Origin of the sequence: Rhizobacter sp. OV335 (assembly GCF_900142965.1) — a bacterium.
In the GTDB taxonomy this organism is placed as follows: Bacteria; Pseudomonadota; Gammaproteobacteria; order Burkholderiales; family Burkholderiaceae_C; genus Rhizobacter.
Window position 1 is genome coordinate 66,353 of sequence record NZ_FRCQ01000024.1, and the last position, 20,885, is coordinate 87,237.

Here is a 20,885-nt window from a genome sequence, read left to right on the forward strand (position 1 = left end):
AAGGACCTCGCAAATGGCCGCATTGAAGCGAATGAACGAACTGCCGTTTGACCTGGGCGACCCGTGGGACGAAGGAGAGCGAGATCTCGCATCTCTTGAACCTGCATGGGGCAAGGCAGCGCTCTTCTTTCGTACGGGCCATCGCTTAGGGCACGGACCGGACTCCATGCGCTGCATGTCCTTGCTGGAAGTGCATCGGATGCTCGACGTTTACCGCAAGCGTTTCGAGGAAGGAGACACGCTCTCTCTATTGCAGGCAATCAGCATGTGTGCGGAGGAGAATCTGCCAATGCCAGAGTGGCTCGCGCAGTCATTTCATCAGCGGATGACAGCCTTCGGGCATCCTGGTTCACCGCCCTCGCTCGACGACGTTTTTTTCAGCAAAGGGATGCCAACCAACTCGCCCAAGAAGGCCGCGCAAGCGCGTCAGGACTGGCAGCTCGGGGGGCTTCTTTGGCGTGATATCTGCGCCATCGTTGTGAAGGACGAGTCGATCACGTCATTTGACGGCGCGGTCACGAGATTGCTTGAGAGCAAGAAATACGGCGTCGCGAGGACCAAGGCAAAGCAGCTCGTCTTGATGATCGACACGAGTCAAGCGCAGTTCCTCGGGAAGACCGACACGTTGCCGCGGTTTTTGGAGAAACGGCGAAAACTGCTGTCCTGAAAGACGCCCCGCACTATCGTGCATGCACCGCTTACACAAATGAGGCACCAACTGTGATCCGCCCTCCGAAGCTCCTCGATCTGGTTGCACTGGTCACCACCCTTGAAAAGAATCCGTTCGGTTCCTTGGTGCTGCTGCTCATCATTGGCATGGCTCTTATGGCTTGGCTCAAATTCTAGAAAGATCGATTTGCAGACTTTTTAAGTTGGCCAACGATATCTCGTTGGTCGGGGTCTGGGCAAACTAGCACCTTCAACTCGCCTGTCAGGCGATGCGGATCAGAATCATCCTACCCGCCCTCAAAACCGCGGTAATGAATGGTGCGCTAGCGCCTTAGGAACTCAACACGATGGGACAGTTCAGCAAGGAGGTTCGCGCCGAGTCGATCTCAGGCCCGTTACGTTCGGGGTTCAAGATCGCGAGATGGGAAACGTCCTTCAAGCAAAAGGGTGAGGATGAGGCGGACAGGCACCTGTATGAAGCTGGCTGTCTGATTTTCGAGAAGGCGAATCACATCCGCGCGTCACTCAAGGTGACGTTTTCCAGCGATCTTCGCCCCACAACGAAATTGCGCGCCTTTGCGGCCTTAGCAAACTACAACTTCGTCTTGATTGACAAGAAGACCCGATCGGCAATGCAGGAATCGGCAGAGAAGCAGATCGAGAAGCGGCCTGGAATGCCGGTGATGATGCATGAAGTCGCCGCGCTAAAGCTGAAGACCGAAGAAGGAGCCGAGTTTGCCCCGGAGGAACTGATCCAAAGCATGGTTGATGGCATTCAGGTGCCCTTGAAGCGAGTGCTGGAGAAGGATCCAGATCTGTCCGGAAACGCAGAGTTCGGCAAGCTCGATTTCGATGGCCTTCTTGGAGACTTTGCGAGAAGCAACTTGTATTCCCACATCGAAGCGCTATGGGATGACTGCCTATGGAACGGCTACTTGCCGTCGCGGGACGAACGTCGGGTCACGTTTAAGTTGCAGAACCCTTCCTGGCAGATACGCGCTGTGGTCAGCCGACTCAGGATGGCCAGCTTGGCGCGTGAGTTTGCATTGCATTCCATGGAGATCCATCGACGCCCCTTGCTTCAAGCAATGGTGGCAGACGTTGGGCTGGTTGATGTCACGTGCTTGACGAAAATGGCCGGTCGGCAGTCCTTGCGTCTAGCCCCCATGGATCTCCGATCCAAAGAGGGTGGTTGGCTATTGGCGATGCGCGGCTACGCGAGCGAGCCCTACTACACCGAGTTGTTGAATGAGGTCCAGCCTAAGCTCAAGGGCGCGACCCTGAATCAACTATTGACCACATGGGCTATTGTGAGCAAGGCCGCACATCTGCTGAGGCAGGAAGTCGAAGCAAGAGAATCCGTGAACTCGACTGACCCGAAGACTTGGTTGCCAGGATTCGCCCCTGTGCTACAGCGCAAAGCCTTGAACGAGGCGATTGCCGCGGCTTGTTCAACCTCTTTCGAACAGACTCAGGCGCTGGCGGAGTTTCTTGTATTCAGAGGTGCGTCCGATCAGGAGCTGTGGGCACAGCCTCTACTGCCAGTGAGCAAGGACACACTGGTTCCCATCTTCGCCTCGACAACATCGCCAAACCTGCGCCGCCTAGTCGACGTCTGGATGTGGCAGCTCGACGTTCGACTGGATGTGCGTGGGCCTGCATTTGAAACTTACATCCGAGGCCATGTCCGGCACGACATCGAAACCTCGCCGCTCTTGAGCGAGGTTTCAACTTGCCTGGATCAAGGGCTGACGTTCACGCCTCCAGAGAAGCGCTCAGAAGAGATCGATCTGATCATCGTGGTCGGGCGCAAGGTGCTGGTGGTCGAAGCAAAGTGCTTTCTTGAACCGACGGAGCCGAAGCAGATTGCAAGGCATCGCGACAAGGTTCTGGACGCCGTCGCTCAGGTAAAGCGCAAAGCCGTCGCCGTGGATTCCAACAAGACGGCGTTCAAGGTTCGCGCCAAGCAAGTCGGTATCACCCTTCCAGATGACTTTGACGTCATCCCGGTGGTGGTTCTTAACTCGGCATTCCATGCAGGAATTCCGGTCGATGGAGTGCCGGTCGTTGATGAATACATCTTGGGCGTTTTCTTTCGAGGTGAGTTCGATGAACTGGCCGTGCACACCTCCGAAGCAGGACTGAATACTGTCCGCAAACGCGTGTTGTACACCTCAGCCGAAGACGGTATTGAAGCGATCCAAGGCTTCCTGATGAGTCCGCCCCAGATGAAACCTTTGCTGGCGGGTATTCGCAAACGCTGGATTCCGATCCATCCGATTAACGAAGAAGATTGGATGGGCATGTATTTTGCCTTGGATTGCATTCCACACATCGACATGGAGGATGCTGATGAAGCGTTTCGCCAAGCCGATTTGGCAGGCGAGTTACCAAGGCCATAGGAGCAACGTAAATACCAAGAATTCATGAGCCGACAGAAAGCCAAGATGATGAAGAAATGTTGGATGTGCGGCGCAGCTGCTGATTCAGGTGAGCACAAGATCAAAAAATCGCTGCTAGTGGCGTTGCACGGCGAAGGCGCATATCGTCGATCGAATGCCGTCTCTCACGTGAAAGATGGTCAAGTTCGCAGCTTGCAAGGACCGGGGTCGGAATTAATCAAGTACACGAACTGTTTATGTAGCGCATGCAATAACCACCAGTCTCAGCCTTTCGATCATGCCTACGACAAGTTTTTTCAGTTTGTTCTGCGTCGAGAAAATGAGATTATCGACCGCCGCGTCATCGACTTTTCGGACGTGTATGGTGAAGACTTCGAGCTTGGTCAACGGAATCTGTACAAGTACTTGGTCAAGCTGTTTGGCTGCGACCTCAGCAGCCATGACTTACCTGTCCCTCTGGATCTGAGAGAGTTGCTCGATAAAGAGCACTTCCGTACCCGCCTGTTCATCACCTTCGCGGTTAACGAAGACAAACTATTGCTGCGCGACGTGAAAGATCGTTCTGCTGGCATCGGCAGCCTCACCTACCTTCCTGCAGATGCGGGCGTCGACGACGAACGCTCGTACGCTTGGTCGACCTACTTCTCGTTTCTCCACATCTACTTCTGGTACGCGATGAAACCCACAGGTCCGCTCGGCAGCATTTGGACTGCCAACTCTCGTTGGATCTATCTTGGTTGGTCTCGACCGCTCTCGATCGAACAGAGAAAAGAGCTTGAGAAGAGCGCAGCGGTCTTGCAGCGCGGCCGGGATCATGTACCCGGGGAAAGCAAGGGCGGCGAAGGTCAATGAACGGACCCACGGTGCGTCACCGCCCATCGCCGCTCACAGCACGAGTGCGCCGCAGCACCCTCTGCTTAGTACCGACGTCAGGTCGACCCCGCACGACTTCACCACCAACCGCCGCTCCGCGTTGAGCCTGCGCGCCAACTCCAGCGCAATGCTGTCCCAAGTCACTCCCCAGGTCGTCTGCCCGCCCGACTACTCGCGCTGCAGCTCGAACGGGAGTCACAGCGCCGTCTGCCCGTTGTGCAGCACGCGCCGCACGTCGTTGCCACTTGCGCCCAGCTTAACGAGTTCGACAACTTGTCCGAAATGAATCCAAATTTTTCGGACAAACAAGCCTTGCCATTTGTCCGAAAAACACCTACGAATATCGGACAAACCGCCACCCCATGTCCGATCTCAAAACCCGCATCTCCGCGCTTGTCGACGCCACCGGGCCCAGCCAGGTCTGGGTGCCGACAGACTTCGTCCAACTCGGTAGCCGCGACGCCGTCGACAAGGCACTGCAGCGCATGGTTCAGGCCGGTGAACTGCGCCGCATCGACCGCGGCCTCTACGACCGGCCGGTGCTCAACAAGCTGACGAAGCGCCCCACCTCGCCGGACTACCGTGCCGTGGTGGAGGCCATCGCCCGCCGCGACCATCTGCGCCTGCTGGTGGACGGCATGACCGCCGCCAACGACCTCGGCCTCACCGACGCCGTGCCGGCCCGCGTGACCATCCACACCGACGCTCGCCGGCGCGCCATCCAGCTCGACAAGCTGAACATCGAGTTCAAGCACACGGCGCCCAGCCGCCTCTACTGGGCCGGGCGCCCCGCCATGCGCGTCGTGCAGGCGCTGTACTGGCTGAAAGACACGCTGAGTTCGGATCACGACCGCATCCTGGGCCGACTCTCCAAGGTGCTCGCAGACCCGACCCACGGAAGCGCGATCGGCCAGGATCTGCTCGACGGCTTCAGCGTGCTGCCCGCATGGATGCAAAGCCTGGTTCGCGAACTGCCCGGCTGCGATCCGCAAGCGGCATGGAACGATTCACCGCTGCCAGACGACATAGGAAAGCCGGTCGCACGTCGCAGACCGGCAAGCACGCGGAGAACACTCGTTGAACCCAGCCTTCAAAGCCGTCATCGGCGCCAGCGACTCCGAGCGGCGTGACCTGTTTCTCGGCACCGCGACCTCAGCGCGTTCGGCTGGTAGGCGGCTTGCACCATTGTCAGCGGGAGTGATGCGAGATGTATGATGCAACGCATCAGAGGCGAATCATGCGAACGACTCTTTCCATCGACGACGACATCCTGGTGACGGCAAAGCATCTCGCAGAGCGAGACCGCAAGACTGTGGGAGAAGTCATTTCCGACCTCGCTCGGCAAGGCCTCACGCGATCAGCACGCGCAGCAAGAACTGAACGAAACGGCGTGCCGCTGCTGCCGAGTCGCCATGACGCCACCACCGTCACACCAGAACTCGTCAACCAGTTGCGAGACGAACTGCCGTGACGGTTTATCTGCTAGACGTCAATGTCCTGATTGCGCTTGTCGATCCCGAGCACATCCAGCACGACCAAGCGCACGATTGGTTCGCTCGGGTGGGGCGCAAAGCCTTTGCAACCTGTCCGCTCACCGAGAACGGCCTTATACGGATCATCGGCCACCCGAAGTACCCCAACTCGCCAGGTCCCCCAAGCACGGCGCTCCAGTCACTGGTGGCGATCCGCAGCCTCGCTGGCCACAAGTTCTGGCCCGATGATTTGAGCATCGCTGACGAGGAGTTCTTTGCACCCGAGTTGCTCTCAAGTCACTCGCGCGTCACAGACAGCTACCTGCTCGCGCTCGCCTACGCACACGGCGGGCGTCTCGCCACGATGGACCAGAAGCTGGCGACAGAAGTCGTGCCTGGCGGGAAGAAGGCGCTCGAACTCATCCGTATCTAGCCCGTGATGATCGGGCGAAGCGTGTCGATCTCGCTCACGATGAAATCGAAGAACGCAGCAACGCGCGGGGTGTGGCGCAACTCCGGGGTCGTCAGCATGCGCCAGATGCGCGTGAGTTCGGCGACAGGCTCGATCACCCGGACGAGCTCGGGTTCCGCATCGCCCAGGGCGATCGGCAACGGAGCCACGCCGATACCCGCCTTGGCGGAATAGACCAGGCCCAGCACGCTGTTGTTGCGTGCGACGAGCACGGCGTCTGGCGCGACCTTGCGCAACCAGCCCGCGATGCGGTGCTTGGCCATCGTGTCGTCGAACCCGACGAGGGCATGCTGGGCCAGGTCTTCGACGCGCTGCGGGCGCCCGTGGCGTTCGATGTAGCTCGTACTGGCGTAGACCGCCCACACCGAATCGCCGATCTTTCGCCCGACGAGGCCGCCATCGTCGGTGTCGCCCGAGCGAAGCGCCACGTCGGCTTCGCCCTTGGCCAGGTCGATGTACTTGTCGCTCATCACGAAGTGCACCTGCAGCGCGGGATGGCGCTCGCTGAACCGCTGCAGCAGCGTCGACTGGGTGATCCGGTAGACGATGGGCTCCGGGCAGGTCACGCGGATGACACCCGCCACGTCGGCGGCAGCGATCACCAGGTGTTGCTTGAGCGCCGCGACCGCGTCCTCGACACGCTGGGCATGCGGCAGCAAGGCTTGCCCGAACTCGGTCAAACGGTAGCCGCTGGGCTGCCGCTGCACCAGGGCCTGGCCGAAGCGGCGTTCCAGTTCGGCCAGCCGCCGCTGCACCGTCGACTGGTCCAGGCCGAGCGCGCGGCCCGCCGCGAGCGTGCTGCCGTGCTGCGCCACGGCCAGCAGATGCTTCAGGTCGTCCCAGTCGAAGTCTTGAGGGGTATGCGCCATTGCGGCTCCCATTCTGCAGCTTTGCGGCTTACGCCGAAGCGTCCCGACTCGTAGGCTGGACGGCATGAACTCATCCGAAACAGGAAGCCAGGCCGCCAAGGCCTTGGTGCGAGCGCAGTGGGACACCGCGGCACGGGGCTGGGATGCGCATTCGCCGGAGATCCGCGCCTGGTTGCGCGGTGCGACCGACGCGATGATCGCGATGGCCGGCGTGAAGCGCGGTGCGCGCGTGCTCGACGTGGCCGCTGGGGCCGGCGACCAGACGCTCGACATCGCGGAGCGCGTCGGGCCTGCCGGCGCCGTGGTGGCCACCGACCTGTCGCCGGCCATCGTGGCACTCGCCGAAGACCGCGCACGAGGTGCCGGCTTCACGCAGGTGCACTGTCGCGTGGCCGACGGCGAGGACCTGCAGGTGGAGGCTGCCTCTTTCGACGCGGCTGTCTGTCGGCTCGGGTTGATGTTGTTTCTCGACCCGCTGCAGGGCCTGCGCGAAATGCACCGCGCGCTGCGGCCCGGCGGTGGCGTGGGCACCGTGGTGTTTTCGGCCCCCGAGCGAAACCCCTGCGTCGCGATCCTCGTGGCCACGGCCTTCAGGCATGCCGGGCTGCCCGTCCGCGACCCTTACGCACCCGGCAGCCTGTTCAGCTTGGGGAGTCCCCGCCGCATCGACGCGCTCTTCGTGGAAGCCGGGTTCCGCGATGTCGCGACCACGGCGATGGATGCGGTGTTCCGCATGCCTTCGGTCGACGACTACCTGGCGTTCGTGCGCAGCTCGGCAAGCCCGATCCTCCAGATCCTCGCGGGGTTGAGCCCGGCCCGCGCCCAGGCCGCATGGGACGACATCCGGGAGCGACTGCGGGCCTTCGACACCCCCACGGGCTGGGAAGGCCCCAACGAACTGCTGATCACGGCGGCGCGCCGGCCCTGAGGACCCCATGACTGACTTCACCCCACCTCTCATGCATGCAGACCTTGGGGCGCAGCGCCGCCGGATGCTGCGTGCAGGCCTGACGATCGTCGCCGCGCTGTCGCTCGGGCACCGGGTGCATGCGGCGCGCGATGGGACCCTGCGCATCCTGTGCAGCGGACCGGCTGGCAGCATCCCCGACCTGGTGGCACGCGCCATCGGTGACCAGTTGCCCGCCACGCTCGGCCTGCGTGCGCTCGTCGACAACCGCCCCGGTGCTGCGGGCCAGCTCAGCGTCGGCGCCTTGAAGAACGCAGCAGCAGACGGCTCGACGCTGTTGCTGGCGCAGGGCGCGATCGCCACCGTGTACCCGTTTCTCTACAGCAGGCTCGGCTACGACGCGGCCGTGGATCTGCAGCCCGTGTCGCTGGCCGGCGAGATGTCGCTTGGCCTCGCGGTGGGCCCGGCGGTACCCGCGGAGGTGGCGACGCTCGCGGACTTCATCGCTTGGATGCGGGCACACCCGGCGGAGGCGAACATCGGCTCACCCGGAACCGGCACGCTGCCGCATCTGCTGGAGGCCATGCTGTTCCACGAGACAGGGTGTACCTGGCAGCACATCGCCTACCCCGGCGGACCGCCGGCGCTGACCCAGCTGCTCGGCGGGCAGATCGCCGCGCTGGTCTTGCCCGAAGGCTTGCTGCGGCAGCACCATGCCAGCCAACACATCCGGGTGCTCGCGACCTCGGGCGCCGCTCGGAGCGCATACCTGCCGGAGGTGCCTTCGTTCGTCGAACAAGGGCATCCGCAGCTCGTGGTCAAGGAATGGTTTGCCTTCTTCGCGCCGGGCGGAACGCCGAAGGACACCCTCGCGCGCCTGTCGGCTGCGCTGCAAGAGGCGATTGCCGGCCCCGCCGTGCTGGCGGCGTTTGCACAGGCAGGAATGACGCCGGCATCCAGTTCACCGCCGTCGCTTGCGGCCCGCATCGCGGTCGAGCAACGGCTTTGGCAGCCGATGCTTCGCGCCTACGGCATTCGCGCCGACTAGCGGCCGCCGCGGTGAAGTTGATGACTATTTGACGTCGGGAAACGCGGGCCAGGATGCAGGGTTGTCGCACAGAGACAGCTTCGGATTCTGCGCAACGATGGTCGCTGCAGGATTCGGATCGGTCAGAGCCCCTGCGTCGTCACTGCCGGTCACGGTGAGGTTCAAGGTATTGACGGGCGCGGTGTATGCGCCGGCACCGCTCGTGGCATTGGTCAGAATGCCACCCGTGCCATGGGCAAAGGATCGCCCCAGCAGACTGACATTGGCGCCCAGTGTCAGATTGGCATTGGCAGCCTTGGATTGTGTCGAGCCGTCGAGGGCGCCCAGATTCAATACGCCCTTGCTCAGGTTGGCGATGCTGATTTTCACGTCGCTGTCGACGACCACATTGTCCAGAGTCATCTGAATGATGCTTTGCGTATTGGCATACGCCGTGTCGGCGTGCAAGCCACGGAAGGTGAGATTGCCGGCGCCGACCAATCCTGCCGACTTGTTGCTGGGGATGTTCATCATCCGGACGTTGCTCATGACGATGTCATGGAAATTGGGAACCAGCCAACCCAGACCCGGGTAGGGATCCGCCGCAGGACTTGTGTAGTACTGCTCGAAGATCAGAAAGTCCTTGATCCCGCGCATGCAAGCGCCGTCGTAGTAGATGTTGCTGACATCCCCACCGCGTGCTTGCCCGCTCTTGATGCGCAGGCCAACGAGACCCATGTCGGTTGCCGCGTTGTTGCCGTCGTAGCCGCCATCGAAATAGTTGTCGTAAATGTGAATGTTGCGAACGCCGGCGTTGGTCGGGCTCCCGATGGACAGACCGTGACCGGTGTAGTTGTGGTTGTGGGCGACCACGATGCCAAAGGTCCGGTTGGAAGAAACATCGCGATCGCCATCAATGCCCCACAGCTTGCTGGCACCGCTCGCAGCACCTTGCGCGGCCTGAGGCCGCGGGTCGGCCAGCCCCCCCTTGAAGGCGACGTTGTCATCGGACGGGCTGAGGTAGTTGTAGACGATGGCCACGTTCTTCACGTAGCCGTCAAAGTGGACGGAGCCGCTGGACGACGTGCCGCTGCCAGTCTGGAGCTTGGCGAATGCCGGGCCGCTGGCCACGCTGGGGTCGACGCCATCGGTGTTCTTCACACCCGTCGAGCTGGCGTCGATGGTGGCGCCTGTGTAGAGCTTGGTGTAGGAACCGCTGACACCATCAAAGGCGTCGTTGTTCAAGCCGACGCCGGCTTGATTCGCCGCATCTGGCAGCAATGGGGTTTTGATCTTGATGCCCCACACCGTCAGGCCGTCCACGCCATCCGCCTCGAACGTGAAGAACGTGCTGTTGCGCAGCGTGATCTGGTAGAGCGTCAGGTTCTTCGAATGCTGCATCCAGACCATGCCGGGGTTGCCCTGGAAACTGTAGGGGCCGCCGCCAATGTCCTTGTTGCCATGGTAAGAAATGTCCCACCAGTTGGATGTCACCCAGCGTGCGCAAGCCGGCGTCGCACTGGTGCAGCCCGGGCTTGTCACCGTCACGCCATTCGGGACGCTGCTGGCTTGCCGGTTCACCACGTAGGCGATGGCCGGCGTCGTGACGATGGTCTTGCCCATGGCAGTGACGACGTCGCACGCGGTGCCTTCGGGCGCGAGTTGGCCGCTGCGGTACGCGGCAATCGTGTTGGTGCAGCTGAACTTCGGTGTGACCACGCCGGTGATGTTGCTGCCGGAATAGGTGAAGCTCTCCGTCGTCCCGGTGGCCCAGCGAATGAGCGGATACAGAGGCGATGAACTGATCAAGGGCATGTAGCCGCGCGAGTCAATCGAGCCCGTGCCGACGATCGCTGCATTGACGGTGTAGCTGCCGCGAATGAAGGCGTAGCAGTTTTGCATGCCACTGACGCCAGCAAGCGTAGCGTCTCCCGCGTTCACCGTGCCAGCGGGTGCCGGCAAGCCGGCCGGATTGTTGATGGCGGCGCCGCAGGTAATGGGGTTGGGACGATCCTGCGCAGACTTGTCATACAACACCACGTCGCGGCTGGCAAACAGCGTGACGCCGTCATCAACCCAAAGTGTCACGCCCGAGGGCAACACCAGCGGACCGGAGAGAAAGGCGTTGCCCGCGCCACTGCCGTTCTTGACCAGTCGCACCGCGAAACGCTTCGGCTTCAGCGCGGAAAGCGCCTCGCCGGAAGCGCCGGCGATGTTGACCAGCGGCTGGTTCGCAGCAGTTTGCAGGCTGGCCGCCAATTTATCGGCTATCGCGATCACGGTGCCGACTTGGGCGTCCACGGCAACACCGCAAGCATCCAGCGCAGCCTGGATTCTGGCTTGATCGGGATTGTTCAGCGCCGTACTGGCGCCACCCAATGTCGCCGGGGTCGGGTCCGCGCTGCCAGGAAGCGAACCGTCTGAATTCTTGACCAGGGAATTGCTGGCTTGCAGCGTGGCGCAGACCTGGCTGCCTTGCGGCAGTTCTGGCGCGTCCGGCAGGTTCGTATCGTCGGCGTAACGCCCACCACCACCACCGCAGCCGGTCAGCGCAAAGCTGAGCGCAATCAGGGCGAGCAGGCATTGACGAGTGAACTGTGGCATGGGATTCCTTGCAACGATGTGGGCGAGGACGAGGCCTGCACCGAGTGATGCGAGCGCTGGGGTGTTGCCTTGGGCGGCGGCACAACATGTCTGACAACTTTATTATTCGCTGCCAATTTGTAAAACAAATATAGGGAAAATACCAAAGCTGTCTGGCATATTTGCGGGCCTGTTAGCATTGCCGCTCCCCCATTGCAAGTGCCGACGCCCGCGCGACACAGTTCGCCACACCCGCAATTCGATGAGCGACTCCATCCTGCAAATCAGTGGTGCCGGCTCGCTCCCGGACCGCATCTATGCCCACGTTGTCGAAGCGATCCTGCGGGGCGACTTTTCGGCGACCGGCAAACTGCCGACCGAAGGCGAGCTGGCGAGCCAATTTGCCGTTTCGCGCCCGACCATTCGCGAAGCGCTGGCGCGCCTGCGCTCCGATGGCTTGATCGATTCGCGGCGCGGCTCCGGCAGCCGTGTCGTGCGTCAGCCGGGCTCGTTGGTGCCGAGTGCGACACCCATCAAAAGCCTTGCCGATATCGAGCACTACTACGTTTTTCGCTGCTGCGTCGAGGGCGGTTCGGCAGCAGGCGCCGCCGAATTCCACGATGCCGACGACCTGGCGGCCATCCGCGCCAGTTTCGACGCGCTGAGTTTGGCCATGGAGAGCGGGAAGTCCGGCATCGACGAGGACGTCAAGTTTCACATGGCGATCGCGCGTGCGTCACACAACCCGTTCTTCGTTGCCACCGTCGAGACCAGCATTGCGCCGATCCGCCAGTTCATGGAGCTGGCGCGCAGCGTCACCGACAAGAAGAGCGTCGAACGCGTGCACATGAACCAGACTGAGCACCTGGCGATTCTCGAGGCCATCGCGCGGCGAGCGCCGACCGAGGCGGCCGAGGCGACCCGTGTGCACATACTGAATGCCAAGCGGCGCATCTTCGAGAGGACGTTGTTGCCCTGAGATGCACGACGGAGGCCCGCGAGGTGCGGCAGCGGAAGAGGCAGTCCAGTCGCTCGAGTTGCGACTTGTCGAATGACCGGTTCAACTTCAGGGAGTCACTCCAGGTCAAGCGCCGAATGAAGAGGCTCAAATCGCAACGACGGACAACTAAAACCCCCTCGCCCCCAGCACCGGATTCTCCCCAAACAACAACGCCCGCATCCCCTCCAGATCATCCTTGTGGATGATCTCGATCGGAAACGCCGCCCCGTCCGCGAGCGACGCGAAGCGCTGATCAACGATGCCGTCTTCACTCAGCTGCGCAAGGCTCGATGCCCCATCGACCCGGCACGACTTCACCACCACCAGCCGCTCCGCATTCAGCCGCCGCGCCAGGTCCAGCGCGATGCTGTCCGAGGTGACCTCCCAGTTGGTGTGCCCGTCGGCGTGCTCGCGCTGCAATTCAAAGGGAAGCCAGAGCGCCGTCTGCCCCTTGTGCAGCACGCGGCGGATGTCGCTGCGGCTGGTGGCCAGCTGCAGCGCGGGGTTCAGCGCGTTCAGCTGGTAGGCCGTCTGCGCCATCGCCAGCACCGCCATGTTGTGCGCGGCCAGGTCGTTGAACTGCCAGTGCGATTGCAGCCGCCGCACCTCGTCGGCAAAGGTGCCGCCACCGCACACCAGCGCCACCCGCCCGCCCCCCAGTTGCGCCAGCAAATCGAGCCACTGCGGCAACACCGGGTCGGCGCACAGGCTGCCGCCGAGCTTGACGATCCACATCAGCGCAGCTCCATGTCGAGCAGCATCGCCACCGCCACGCTGGGCGCGCACACCTGCGCCCAGCCGGCCACGCCGGGTGCGGCGCCGGGGCCGATGCGGGCCAGGTCGGCGCCATACGAGCGGCAGGCACACGCGGCACCGTGCGCGCTGGCCAGCACGTCCGGCACCAGGAAGTCGCCGCAGCCCGCACTCACGACGACGGCATCCGACGACAGCGCATGCATCGCCATCACGCGGCGCAGTTGTCCGCCCAGCTCGGCCACCTGCGCGGCGCGCCAGTCCTGCGCAAACACCAGCCATTCGCCATCGCACGCATCGCGCGCGTCCATGCCGATCATCCGCGCCAGCCGCTTGCGCGTGGCCGGCAGGTCCTTCGGTGCGTTGTCGGCGCTTGGGTACAGGTCGTGCGCCGGATTCAGCTCGCCGGTCAGGCGGTACACGTCGGCCACGGTCGCGAAGTACTCGTTCATCACGTTGAGCTGCTCACCGCGCCACGCAATCTGCCGCGCCAGCCCGCACAACGGCGTTCGCACCACGCCCTGGTAGACGAGCTCGCCGGTGGCCAGGCGCTGCACGTCGCTGCGCGCCTGCGTGACGACCTGCCCGTGCTTGAACGCGATGATGTCGGTGGTGGTGCTGCCGATGTCGACCAGCACGCCGTCGCCGAGTTCGCGCGCCGCATGCATCGCCGTGGCCAGCCAGTTGGCCGATGCGATGTGCTCCCACTCGGCCGCCACGCGCTCGCTGCCGCACCAGCCCTGGTCCCCGGCGAAGAACTGCACCTGCGCACCCGGCCACGCATCGCACAGCAGCGCCGCGATGCGCTGCACGCCTTCCTCGCGGTGCTCGAACAGGTCGACCATCTCGCCGGTCATCGTCACCGCGTGCCGGGCCTGCACGGCCGCGGGCCAGCGCTCGCCGGCGGATTGCAGCGCGCGCTCCAGGTGCTCGATCCCCTGCCACAGCGGGCAGGCCCATTGCGCGACGTCGATCACGCGACCCTGCTGCAGCAGGCAGGCCTTGACGTGTGCGCCGCCGATGTCCCAGCCGATCACGGTGGCCTCAGCCATCGCTGCCTTCCGCGCGGACGACAGCGTGGTCGTGCAGCAGTTCGGCGGCGAGGTTGCGGCCCAGCGACGCCGACAGCCCCACGTACGCACAGGTGACCCGCGGGTTCACCTCGATCACCACCGGCCCGCAACGCGGGTGCCACACCAGGTCGATGCCGACGAAGCCGCGCAGCCCGGGGATGGCTTTCGCCACCTGCTTGGCGAGGCGCGACAGCACCGGCCCGCGCTCGCCGTCGACCGCGATCGCGTTGACGTCGACACCGTCGAACGACAACGCGCCCGCGCCGTCGACGCTGATGCGCTGCCGGTTGACGCTGAGCAGCTCGGTGCGGTCGGCGGTGCACAGCATCGACACGCTGAGCGGCTCACCGTCCACCCACGGCTCGATCGCCATCGGGCTACCGGCGGTCGAGCGCCGGTCCCAGTCGCCCAGCGCGTCTTCCTGCGAGCGGTGCACGCGGGTCGCGACGCCGCCCGCACCGTCATCCGGCTTCACCACCCAGCGCTCCACCTCCGGCACGTGCTCGAAGGCGAGCGGCGTGGCGACCCCATGCCCGGCCAGGCGCAGCAGCGTGGCGCGCTTGCCCGATGCCACCGCGATGGCCGCCGCCGAGCAGCCCAGCCAGCGGGCGGGCCCGACCACCTGCTGCATGCGCGCCAGCAGGCCGCCGGTCTCGGGCGCGACGATCCAGGCCACGTCGTGCAAGGCCGCCTGGCGCTCAACGAAATCGAAGGCCGATTCACCGGCCCGCGGCCGCACCGGCTCGGCATTGCCCGGCACACGCGGCGCACGCGGGCTGGCGGCCACCGACACCGAGACGCCGTCGACCTGCAGCAGGTCCTGCGCCAGCGCATCGCGCATCGACAGGCCCAAGGGCAGCAGCTCGGCGGCCGCCGCGTCGTCGTTGACCGATGCGTCGCCGGCCGACGGGATGATCCCGCCGCCGCTGAGATACTCGTACACGAACACGCGTTTCATCGATGCTCCCGATCCATTCGACATGACTGTCATTCCCGTGATCGACCTGCTGCAAGGCCAGGTGGTGCGCGCACTGCGGGGCGACCGGCAGCACTACCGCCCGATCGTCTCGGCGCTGTGCGCGAGCAGCGAGCCGCTCACCGTCGCGCGCATCCTGTGCGACCACTGCGCGGCGCGGCAGCTGTACGTCGCCGACCTCGATGCCTTGCAAGGCGGTGTGGGCCACGTCGCCGTCGTGCGGCAACTGCTCGAAGCCTTGCCGGGCCTCGAGCTGTGGCTGGACGCCGGCTTCGCCGACGTGTCGGAAGCCCAGGCGCTGTGTGCAGCGCTCGGGCCGTTGGCACCACGCCTGGTGCCGGTGTTCGGCAGCGAATCGCTGCGCTCGCGCGCGGCGCTCGCGGCCTGCTTCACGCCGCCGGGCCGCGGCATCCTGTCGCTCGACCGCCGCGACGGCGAGCGCCTCGACGCCGCCGGCTGCTGGGAGTCGCCCGCGCTGTGGCCGCCACGCGTCATCGTGATGACGCTGGAGCGCGTCGGCGCCGGCAACGGGCCCGACGTGGACACCCTGCGCGAAGTCGCCGCCCGCGCGCCGCACACGCAGCTGATCGGCGCCGGCGGCATCGGCAGCGAGGCCGATCTGGCGCTCGCGCGGGCCTCCGGCGCGTCGGCCTGGCTGGTGGCCAGCGCCTTGCACGACCGGAAGCTGCCGCGGATGTCGACCTGAGGGGTTTTGTCAAGGACCGTCGCGGCTGGCCCGAATGAAGCAGTGGCGTTCATGACGAGACGACACATCACGTTTCGTGCCAAGCGAAAGGGACCGAGAAACTCCGTTCGCCCTGAGCTTGTCGAAGGGCCCGATCATCCTGAGCCTGTCGAAGGACCTGAGCCTGTCGAAGGGTAGGCTGAGCCCACTCCCCGTTCGGGCTGAGCTTGTCGAAGCCCCCGCGCTTCGGGCACAACCCTTCGACGGTCGGGCCTTCGACAGGCTCAGTCCCTGCTCAGGGCGAACGGGTGTGTGCTGCCCGCCAGAAGAACGGGTGTGTGCTGCCCGCCAGAAACGCGACACAGTGTCTCGCTTCCGACTGGCGCAGCAGCTGCCGGACAGAGGTTTGCACGGTGTTCGCTCGTGGCACATCGCTTGCGTTGAAACGGGCGATGACCGACACCTCCGTGCCCACGCGCGCCGGCGCCACGCGCTGGACCTGCCCGTTCTGCCTGCTGCTGTGCGACACCTCCACCGTGCAGGTCGACGCGTCGGGCGCGCTGACGCTGTCGGGGCCCGGCTGTGCCTGCGCGCGGCGTGCGCTGGCGCGCTTCACGGCACGGCCGTCGACGGCCTCGCCGCGCGTGGACGGGCAGGACTGCTCCCTCGACCAGGCCGTCGCGGCCGCGGCCCGCCTGCTCGCCGCCAGCCGGCAACCGCTGTTCGGCGGCCTCGGCACCGATGTGTCGGGCGCCCGCGCGCTGTACCGCCTGGCCTGCAAGACCGGCGCGATCAGCGATGCGGCCGAAGGCGCGGCGCTGATGACCACGCTGCGCGCGACGCAGGACCGCGGCAGCTTCTTCACGACGCTGGCCGAAGTGCGCACGCGCGCCGACCTGCTGCTGTGCGTCGGCGGCACGCCGGTCGACCAGGCGCCGGAATTCTTCGAGCGCTGCGGCGTCGGCGAAGCGCTGGTGCCGCAGCGGCAGGTGGTGGTGCTCGGCGGCAGCGCGGCCGACGACGCGGTGCTGGCCGGCTTGCGCACGCGGCCGGGCGTCACGGCGGCGTCGATCCCGTTGCACGGCGACCTGTTCGCCACCGTCGCGCTGCTGTCGGCGCTGGTGGCCGGCCGCGCGGTGCGCGACGCGCCGGCCGCGCTGCAGTCGCTGGCGACGCAATTGCGGCAGGCGCGCTATGCGGTGATCGTCGGCGAAACCCGCCGGCTGCCGCTGCAGGGCGCGCTGATCGTCGAAGGCCTGCATCGCATGGTCAACACGCTGAACCGGCACACCCGCGCCGCGGCGCTGTGGCTGGGTGGCGGCAACGGCGCCGGCACGGTGAACCAGGTGTTCACCTGGCTGTCGGGCCTGCCGCTGCGCTCGCGCGCCGGGCCGCTGGGCCTCGAACACGAGCCGCTGTGCTTCGATGCGCAGCGCCTGCTGGACGAGCGGGCGGTCGACAGCCTGCTGTGGGTGTCGAGCTTCGATCCCGAGCTGGCCCCGCCACGCACCGCGCTGCCGACCGTCGTGCTGGGCCACCCCGATCTCGCCGCGTCGCCCGCGTCGGTGTTCATCCCGGTGTCCACGCCGGGCATCGGCTCGCCGGGGCACCTGTTCCGCGCCGACGGCTCGGTGATGCTGCCGCTGTTCGCGATCCATGACGACGGCTTGCCGACGCTCGCCACCGTGGTCGACCGCATCGCGGGGGCCCTCGCATGAGCAGCCTGCGCCTGCGCGGCGGCCTGGTGATCGACCCGGCGAACGACAGCGCGCCAACGCTACGCGATGTCGTCGTGCGCGACGGCCGCATCGCCGCGCTCGCCTCGCACGAAGCGGTCGACGACGAGGTCGATGCGAGCGGCTGCGTCGTGATGGCCGGCGGCATCGACATGCACACCCACATCGGCGGCGGCAAGGTCAACCTGTCGCGGCTGCTGCTGCCCGAGATGCAGCGCCGCGGCGCCGAGCCGTTCGCACTGCCGACCAACCCGCTGGAGCTGGCCTCGTGCGGCGGCTGCACACCGGGCACGCTGGCCACCGGCTACCGCTACGTCGAGATGGGTTACACGGCGGCCTTCGAGCCGGCGATGATGGCCTCGAATGCGCGCCACACGCACATGGAGATGGGCGACACGCCGATCCTCGACCACGGCGCCTACGTGATGCTGGGCAACGACGAGCTGTTCCTGCAGATGCTGGCCGAGGGACAGGACTTCGAGCGCCTCCGCGACTACATGGCCTGGACGATCCATGCCACCAAGGCGCTCGGCGTGAAGGTGGTCAACCCGGCCGGCATCTCGGCCTTCAAGTTCAACCAGCGCAAGCTCGATGTCGACGAGCAGCATGTGCACTGGCAGGTCACGCCGCGGCAGGTGGTGCACACGCTGGCGCGCGCGCTGCGCGAACTCGGCGTGCCGCACCCGCTGCACATCCACGGCAGCAACCTCGGCGTGGCCGGCAACATCCAGTCGACGCTCGACACCATCGCCGCGCTCGAAGGCCTGCCGGCGCACCTGACGCATGTGCAGTTCCACGCCTACGGCACCGAGGGCGCGAAGAAGTTCTCGTCGGCCGCTTTGCTGCTGGCCGAGGCGGTGAACGCGAACCCGAACATCAGCATCGACGTCGGCCAGATCATGTTCGGCCAGACCGTCACCTCGTCGGGCGACACGATGCGCCAGCATGCGCAGTCGGGGCTCGCGAGCCCGCGCAAGTGGATCGGCGCCGACATCGAATGCGACGCCGGCTGCGGCGTGGTGCCGTTCCGCTACCGCGAGCAGAGCTACGTCAACGCGCTGCAATGGGCGATCGGGCTGGAGATCTTTTTGCTGGTCAAGGACCCGTGGCGCGTGGCCTTGACCACCGACCATCCGAACGGCGGGCCGTTCACCAGCTACCCGCATTTGATCCGGCTGCTGATGGACAGGAGCTTCCGCAACGAGCAGTTGGCGCGGATCCACCCCGACGTGGCGGCGAACAGCGCGCTCGGCACGATCACGCGCGAGCTGAGCCTGCACGAGATCGCGATCATGACGCGCGCCGGCCCGGCCCGGCTGCTCGGCCTGCGCGACCGCGGCCAGCTCGGCGTGGGGGCAGCGGCCGATATCGCCGTATACCGCGACCACCCCGACCGCGAGGCGATGTTCAGCACCCCCGAGCGGGTCTACAAGGACGGCACGCTGGTGGCCCACGCGGGCCGCATCACCGCGGTGCCGGCCGGCGGCACGCACTTCGTCGAGCCCGAGTACGACCGCGGCATCGAACGCTACCTGCGGCAGCACATGGCGGCGCATGGGTCGGTGAACTTCGACGCGGTGGCGATCGATCGCGACGAGCTGTGCACCTGCTGCAATGGCGGGCGCTTGCTGCCGGCCGCCCTTTTCGAGTCGATCACATGATCGAGAACGGCGTCGCGATCGACGACAGCTTCGCCGAGGCCTTTCCGATGAAGGCCACGCGGCTGATCATCACCGCGCACAACCTGACGTGGGCGCTGAACGCCGCGGTGTCGGCCACCGGCTTCGCGACCTCGGTGATCGCCTGCGGCTGCGAGGCCGGCATCGAGCGCGAACTGGACCCCGCCGACACGCCGGACGGCCGGCCCGGCGTCAGCGTGCTGATCTTCTCGATGTCGGGCAAGGAGCTCGCGAAGCAGGTGGAGCGCCGCGTCGGCCAGTGCGTGCTGACCTGCCCGACCACCGCGGTGTTCGCCGGCATCGCTGAAGGCGAAGCCATTCCGCTCGGCAAGAACCTGCGCTTCTTCGGCGACGGCTGGCAGATCTCGAAAGTCATCAACGGCATTCGCTACTGGCGCGTGCCGGTGATGGACGGCGAGTTCGTCGCGCAGGAGACGACGGCCGTGGTCAAGTGCGTCGGCGGCGGCAACCTGCTGCTGATGTGCCGCGACACCGATGCCGCGCTCGCGGTGGCCGAAGCCGCGGTCGCCGCGATGAAGGCGCTGCCGAACGTGATCATGCCGTTCCCGGGCGGCGTGGTGCGCTCGGGCTCCAAGGTCGGCAGCAAGTACGCCGCGCTCAGCGCATCGACCAACGATGCGTTCTGTCCCAGCCTGCACGGCCTCGCGGCGCGCAGCGAGATCACGCCGCAGACGCGCTGCGTGATGGAGATCGTGATCGACGGCCTGACCGAGGCCGACGTCGGCGCAGCGATGCGCGCCGGCATGCGCGCCGGCATCGCGATCGGTGCCGCGGGCGGGTTGCTGCGCATCTCGGCCGGCAACTACGGCGGCAAGCTCGGGCCCTTCCACTTTCACCTGCGCAAGCTGCTCGCTGCGCAGGCTGCGCCATGAGCGGCTGGCGCCTCACGCTGCGACACGCGCCTGCCGTGCGCGTGGACCTGCGCGGCGTGTTGCCGGCGGCGCTGGCGAGGCTGTCGGCGGCGCAGGTCGAGCAGCTGCGTGTCGGGCATGGCCGGGCGCTGGTGCCGCTGGGCGAGTTCTTCGCGGTCCGGCCTGAGGGCGACGACGGCGCGCTGCGCTTCGAGGGCGACCTGTCGCGCTTCGACCGCGTCGGCTGGATGATGGCGGGCGGACGCCTCAGCGTCGACGGCGCGGCCGGCCACTACGCCGGTGGCTGCATGACAGGCGGCGAGCTGCGGGTGAACGGCGCGGTCGGCCTGCTGGCGGGCTGCGAGATGGCGGGCGGACAGCTCACGGTCGATGGTGATGCCGGCGACTTCGCGGCCAGCACGCTGCCCGGCAGCATGGACGGCATGCGTGGCGGCACGCTGGTCGTCAAGGGCAACGCCGGTGCGCGCTTCGGCGACCGCATGCGGCGCGGCACCGCGCTGGTGTTCGGCAACGCGGGCGACTTCCTCGCGTCGCGCATGGTGGCCGGCACCATCGGCATCGGCGGGCAGGCCGGCGCGCACGTGGGATACGGCATGCGGCGCGGCAGCGTGGTGTTCGCGACATCGGCGCCGAGCATCGCTTCAACCTTCGTGCCGGCGGTGGCCGACGCATGGGTGTTCTGGCAACTGCTGGCCCGCGACCTCGCACGTCACGGCGGGCCCTTCGAGACCTTGCCGTCACGCGCCATCACGCGCCACCTGGGCGACCTCGCATCCGACGGCCGCGGCGAACTGATCCTGGCAACCTGAGCACCCG

Annotated in this window: 19 protein-coding genes; 14 read left to right on the forward strand and 5 right to left on the reverse strand. The window is 65.7% G+C overall.

Annotation, left to right across the window (positions count from 1 at the left end; all coding sequences use genetic code 11):
* The first annotated feature begins 13 nt into the window (after positions 1 to 13).
* From BUE42_RS22555 to BUE42_RS22580, 6 genes are all read left to right on the forward strand, one after another.
* Positions 14 to 667 (forward strand): hypothetical protein, encoded by a 654-nt coding sequence (locus BUE42_RS22555; protein WP_143171693.1) that lies wholly within the window; start codon positions 14 to 16, stop codon positions 665 to 667.
* Between the two features lie 349 nt (positions 668 to 1,016).
* Positions 1,017 to 3,071: a nuclease-related domain-containing protein gene (locus BUE42_RS22560; protein WP_073467537.1), complete on the forward strand. Its 2,055-nt coding sequence runs from the start codon at positions 1,017 to 1,019 to the stop codon at positions 3,069 to 3,071.
* Positions 3,072 to 3,095: 24 nt separating this feature from the next.
* Positions 3,096 to 3,923, forward strand: a complete 828-nt coding sequence (locus BUE42_RS32525; protein ID WP_143171694.1) for a hypothetical protein — start codon at positions 3,096 to 3,098, stop codon at positions 3,921 to 3,923.
* A 383-nt stretch (positions 3,924 to 4,306) separates the two neighbouring features.
* Positions 4,307 to 5,074, forward strand: a complete 768-nt coding sequence (locus BUE42_RS22570) for a DUF6088 family protein (protein WP_235002539.1) — start codon at positions 4,307 to 4,309, stop codon at positions 5,072 to 5,074.
* Between the two features lie 107 nt (positions 5,075 to 5,181).
* Positions 5,182 to 5,415: a CopG family transcriptional regulator gene (locus BUE42_RS22575; protein WP_073467595.1), complete on the forward strand. Its 234-nt coding sequence runs from the start codon at positions 5,182 to 5,184 to the stop codon at positions 5,413 to 5,415.
* Positions 5,412 to 5,849: a TA system VapC family ribonuclease toxin gene (locus BUE42_RS22580; protein ID WP_073467539.1), complete on the forward strand. Its 438-nt coding sequence runs from the start codon at positions 5,412 to 5,414 to the stop codon at positions 5,847 to 5,849. The genes BUE42_RS22575 and BUE42_RS22580 overlap by 4 nt, the downstream gene beginning before the upstream one ends.
* Here BUE42_RS22580 and BUE42_RS22585 read toward each other — a convergent pair.
* Complete coding sequence (locus tag BUE42_RS22585) at positions 5,846 to 6,757, reverse strand: LysR family transcriptional regulator (protein WP_073467540.1); 912 nt, start codon at positions 6,755 to 6,757, stop codon at positions 5,846 to 5,848. The genes BUE42_RS22580 and BUE42_RS22585 overlap by 4 nt on opposite strands.
* Positions 6,758 to 6,821: 64 nt before the next feature.
* On the opposite strand from BUE42_RS22585, the gene BUE42_RS22590 reads away from it, so the two are divergent.
* The gene (locus tag BUE42_RS22590) at positions 6,822 to 7,685 is read left to right on the forward strand and encodes a class I SAM-dependent methyltransferase (protein ID WP_073467541.1); all 864 of its coding nucleotides are present in this window, start codon (positions 6,822 to 6,824) and stop codon (positions 7,683 to 7,685) included.
* A gap of 7 nt (positions 7,686 to 7,692) precedes the next feature.
* Positions 7,693 to 8,712, forward strand: coding sequence for a tripartite tricarboxylate transporter substrate-binding protein (locus BUE42_RS22595; protein WP_083614415.1), 1,020 nt, complete (start codon positions 7,693 to 7,695; stop codon positions 8,710 to 8,712).
* Positions 8,713 to 8,736: 24 nt separating this feature from the next.
* Here the strand turns inward: BUE42_RS22595 and BUE42_RS22600 are convergent, their stop codons facing one another.
* Entirely contained in the window at positions 8,737 to 11,295 is a 2,559-nt protein-coding gene (locus BUE42_RS22600) for a glycosyl hydrolase family 28 protein (protein WP_073467543.1), read from the reverse strand.
* A gap of 241 nt (positions 11,296 to 11,536) precedes the next feature.
* Here BUE42_RS22600 and BUE42_RS22605 point away from each other — a divergent pair, with 241 nt between their 5' ends.
* Complete coding sequence (locus BUE42_RS22605; protein ID WP_073467544.1) at positions 11,537 to 12,253, forward strand: FadR/GntR family transcriptional regulator; 717 nt, start codon at positions 11,537 to 11,539, stop codon at positions 12,251 to 12,253.
* Positions 12,254 to 12,400: 147 nt separating this feature from the next.
* Here the strand turns inward: BUE42_RS22605 and BUE42_RS22610 are convergent, their stop codons facing one another.
* Genes BUE42_RS22610 through BUE42_RS22620 form a run of 3 tightly spaced genes read right to left on the reverse strand, consistent with a single transcriptional unit; the run spans position 12,401 to position 15,058 of the window.
* Complete coding sequence (locus tag BUE42_RS22610; RefSeq protein ID WP_073467545.1) at positions 12,401 to 13,009, reverse strand: amino acid kinase family protein; 609 nt, start codon at positions 13,007 to 13,009, stop codon at positions 12,401 to 12,403.
* Positions 13,009 to 14,079 carry a hydantoinase/oxoprolinase family protein gene (locus tag BUE42_RS22615; RefSeq protein WP_073467546.1) on the reverse strand — a complete coding sequence of 357 codons (1,071 nt, stop codon included), beginning with the start codon at positions 14,077 to 14,079 and terminating at the stop codon, positions 13,009 to 13,011. Before BUE42_RS22615 ends, BUE42_RS22610 begins: the two co-directional genes overlap by 1 nt.
* Complete coding sequence (locus BUE42_RS22620) at positions 14,072 to 15,058, reverse strand: ATP-grasp domain-containing protein (protein WP_073467547.1); 987 nt, start codon at positions 15,056 to 15,058, stop codon at positions 14,072 to 14,074. Before BUE42_RS22620 ends, BUE42_RS22615 begins: the two co-directional genes overlap by 8 nt.
* A gap of 22 nt (positions 15,059 to 15,080) precedes the next feature.
* Between BUE42_RS22620 and BUE42_RS22625 the strand changes: the two genes are divergently transcribed.
* From BUE42_RS22625 to BUE42_RS22645, 5 genes are all read left to right on the forward strand, one after another.
* Positions 15,081 to 15,782: a HisA/HisF-related TIM barrel protein gene (locus BUE42_RS22625; protein ID WP_073467548.1), complete on the forward strand. Its 702-nt coding sequence runs from the start codon at positions 15,081 to 15,083 to the stop codon at positions 15,780 to 15,782.
* 431 nt (positions 15,783 to 16,213) lie between these two features.
* On the forward strand, positions 16,214 to 17,479 hold the full coding sequence (locus tag BUE42_RS22630) for a molybdopterin-binding domain-containing protein (protein WP_073467549.1): 1,266 nt from the start codon (positions 16,214 to 16,216) through the stop codon (positions 17,477 to 17,479).
* Complete coding sequence (locus BUE42_RS22635; RefSeq protein ID WP_073467550.1) at positions 17,476 to 19,158, forward strand: formylmethanofuran dehydrogenase subunit A; 1,683 nt, start codon at positions 17,476 to 17,478, stop codon at positions 19,156 to 19,158. The genes BUE42_RS22630 and BUE42_RS22635 overlap by 4 nt, the downstream gene beginning before the upstream one ends.
* Complete coding sequence (gene fhcD / locus BUE42_RS22640; RefSeq protein WP_073467551.1) at positions 19,155 to 20,069, forward strand: formylmethanofuran--tetrahydromethanopterin N-formyltransferase; 915 nt, start codon at positions 19,155 to 19,157, stop codon at positions 20,067 to 20,069. Before BUE42_RS22635 ends, fhcD begins: the two co-directional genes overlap by 4 nt.
* A complete protein-coding gene (locus BUE42_RS22645) occupies positions 20,066 to 20,878 on the forward strand; it encodes a formylmethanofuran dehydrogenase subunit C (RefSeq protein ID WP_073467552.1) in 813 nt (270 codons plus the stop codon). Before fhcD ends, BUE42_RS22645 begins: the two co-directional genes overlap by 4 nt.
* Positions 20,879 to 20,885: the final 7 nt, after the last annotated feature.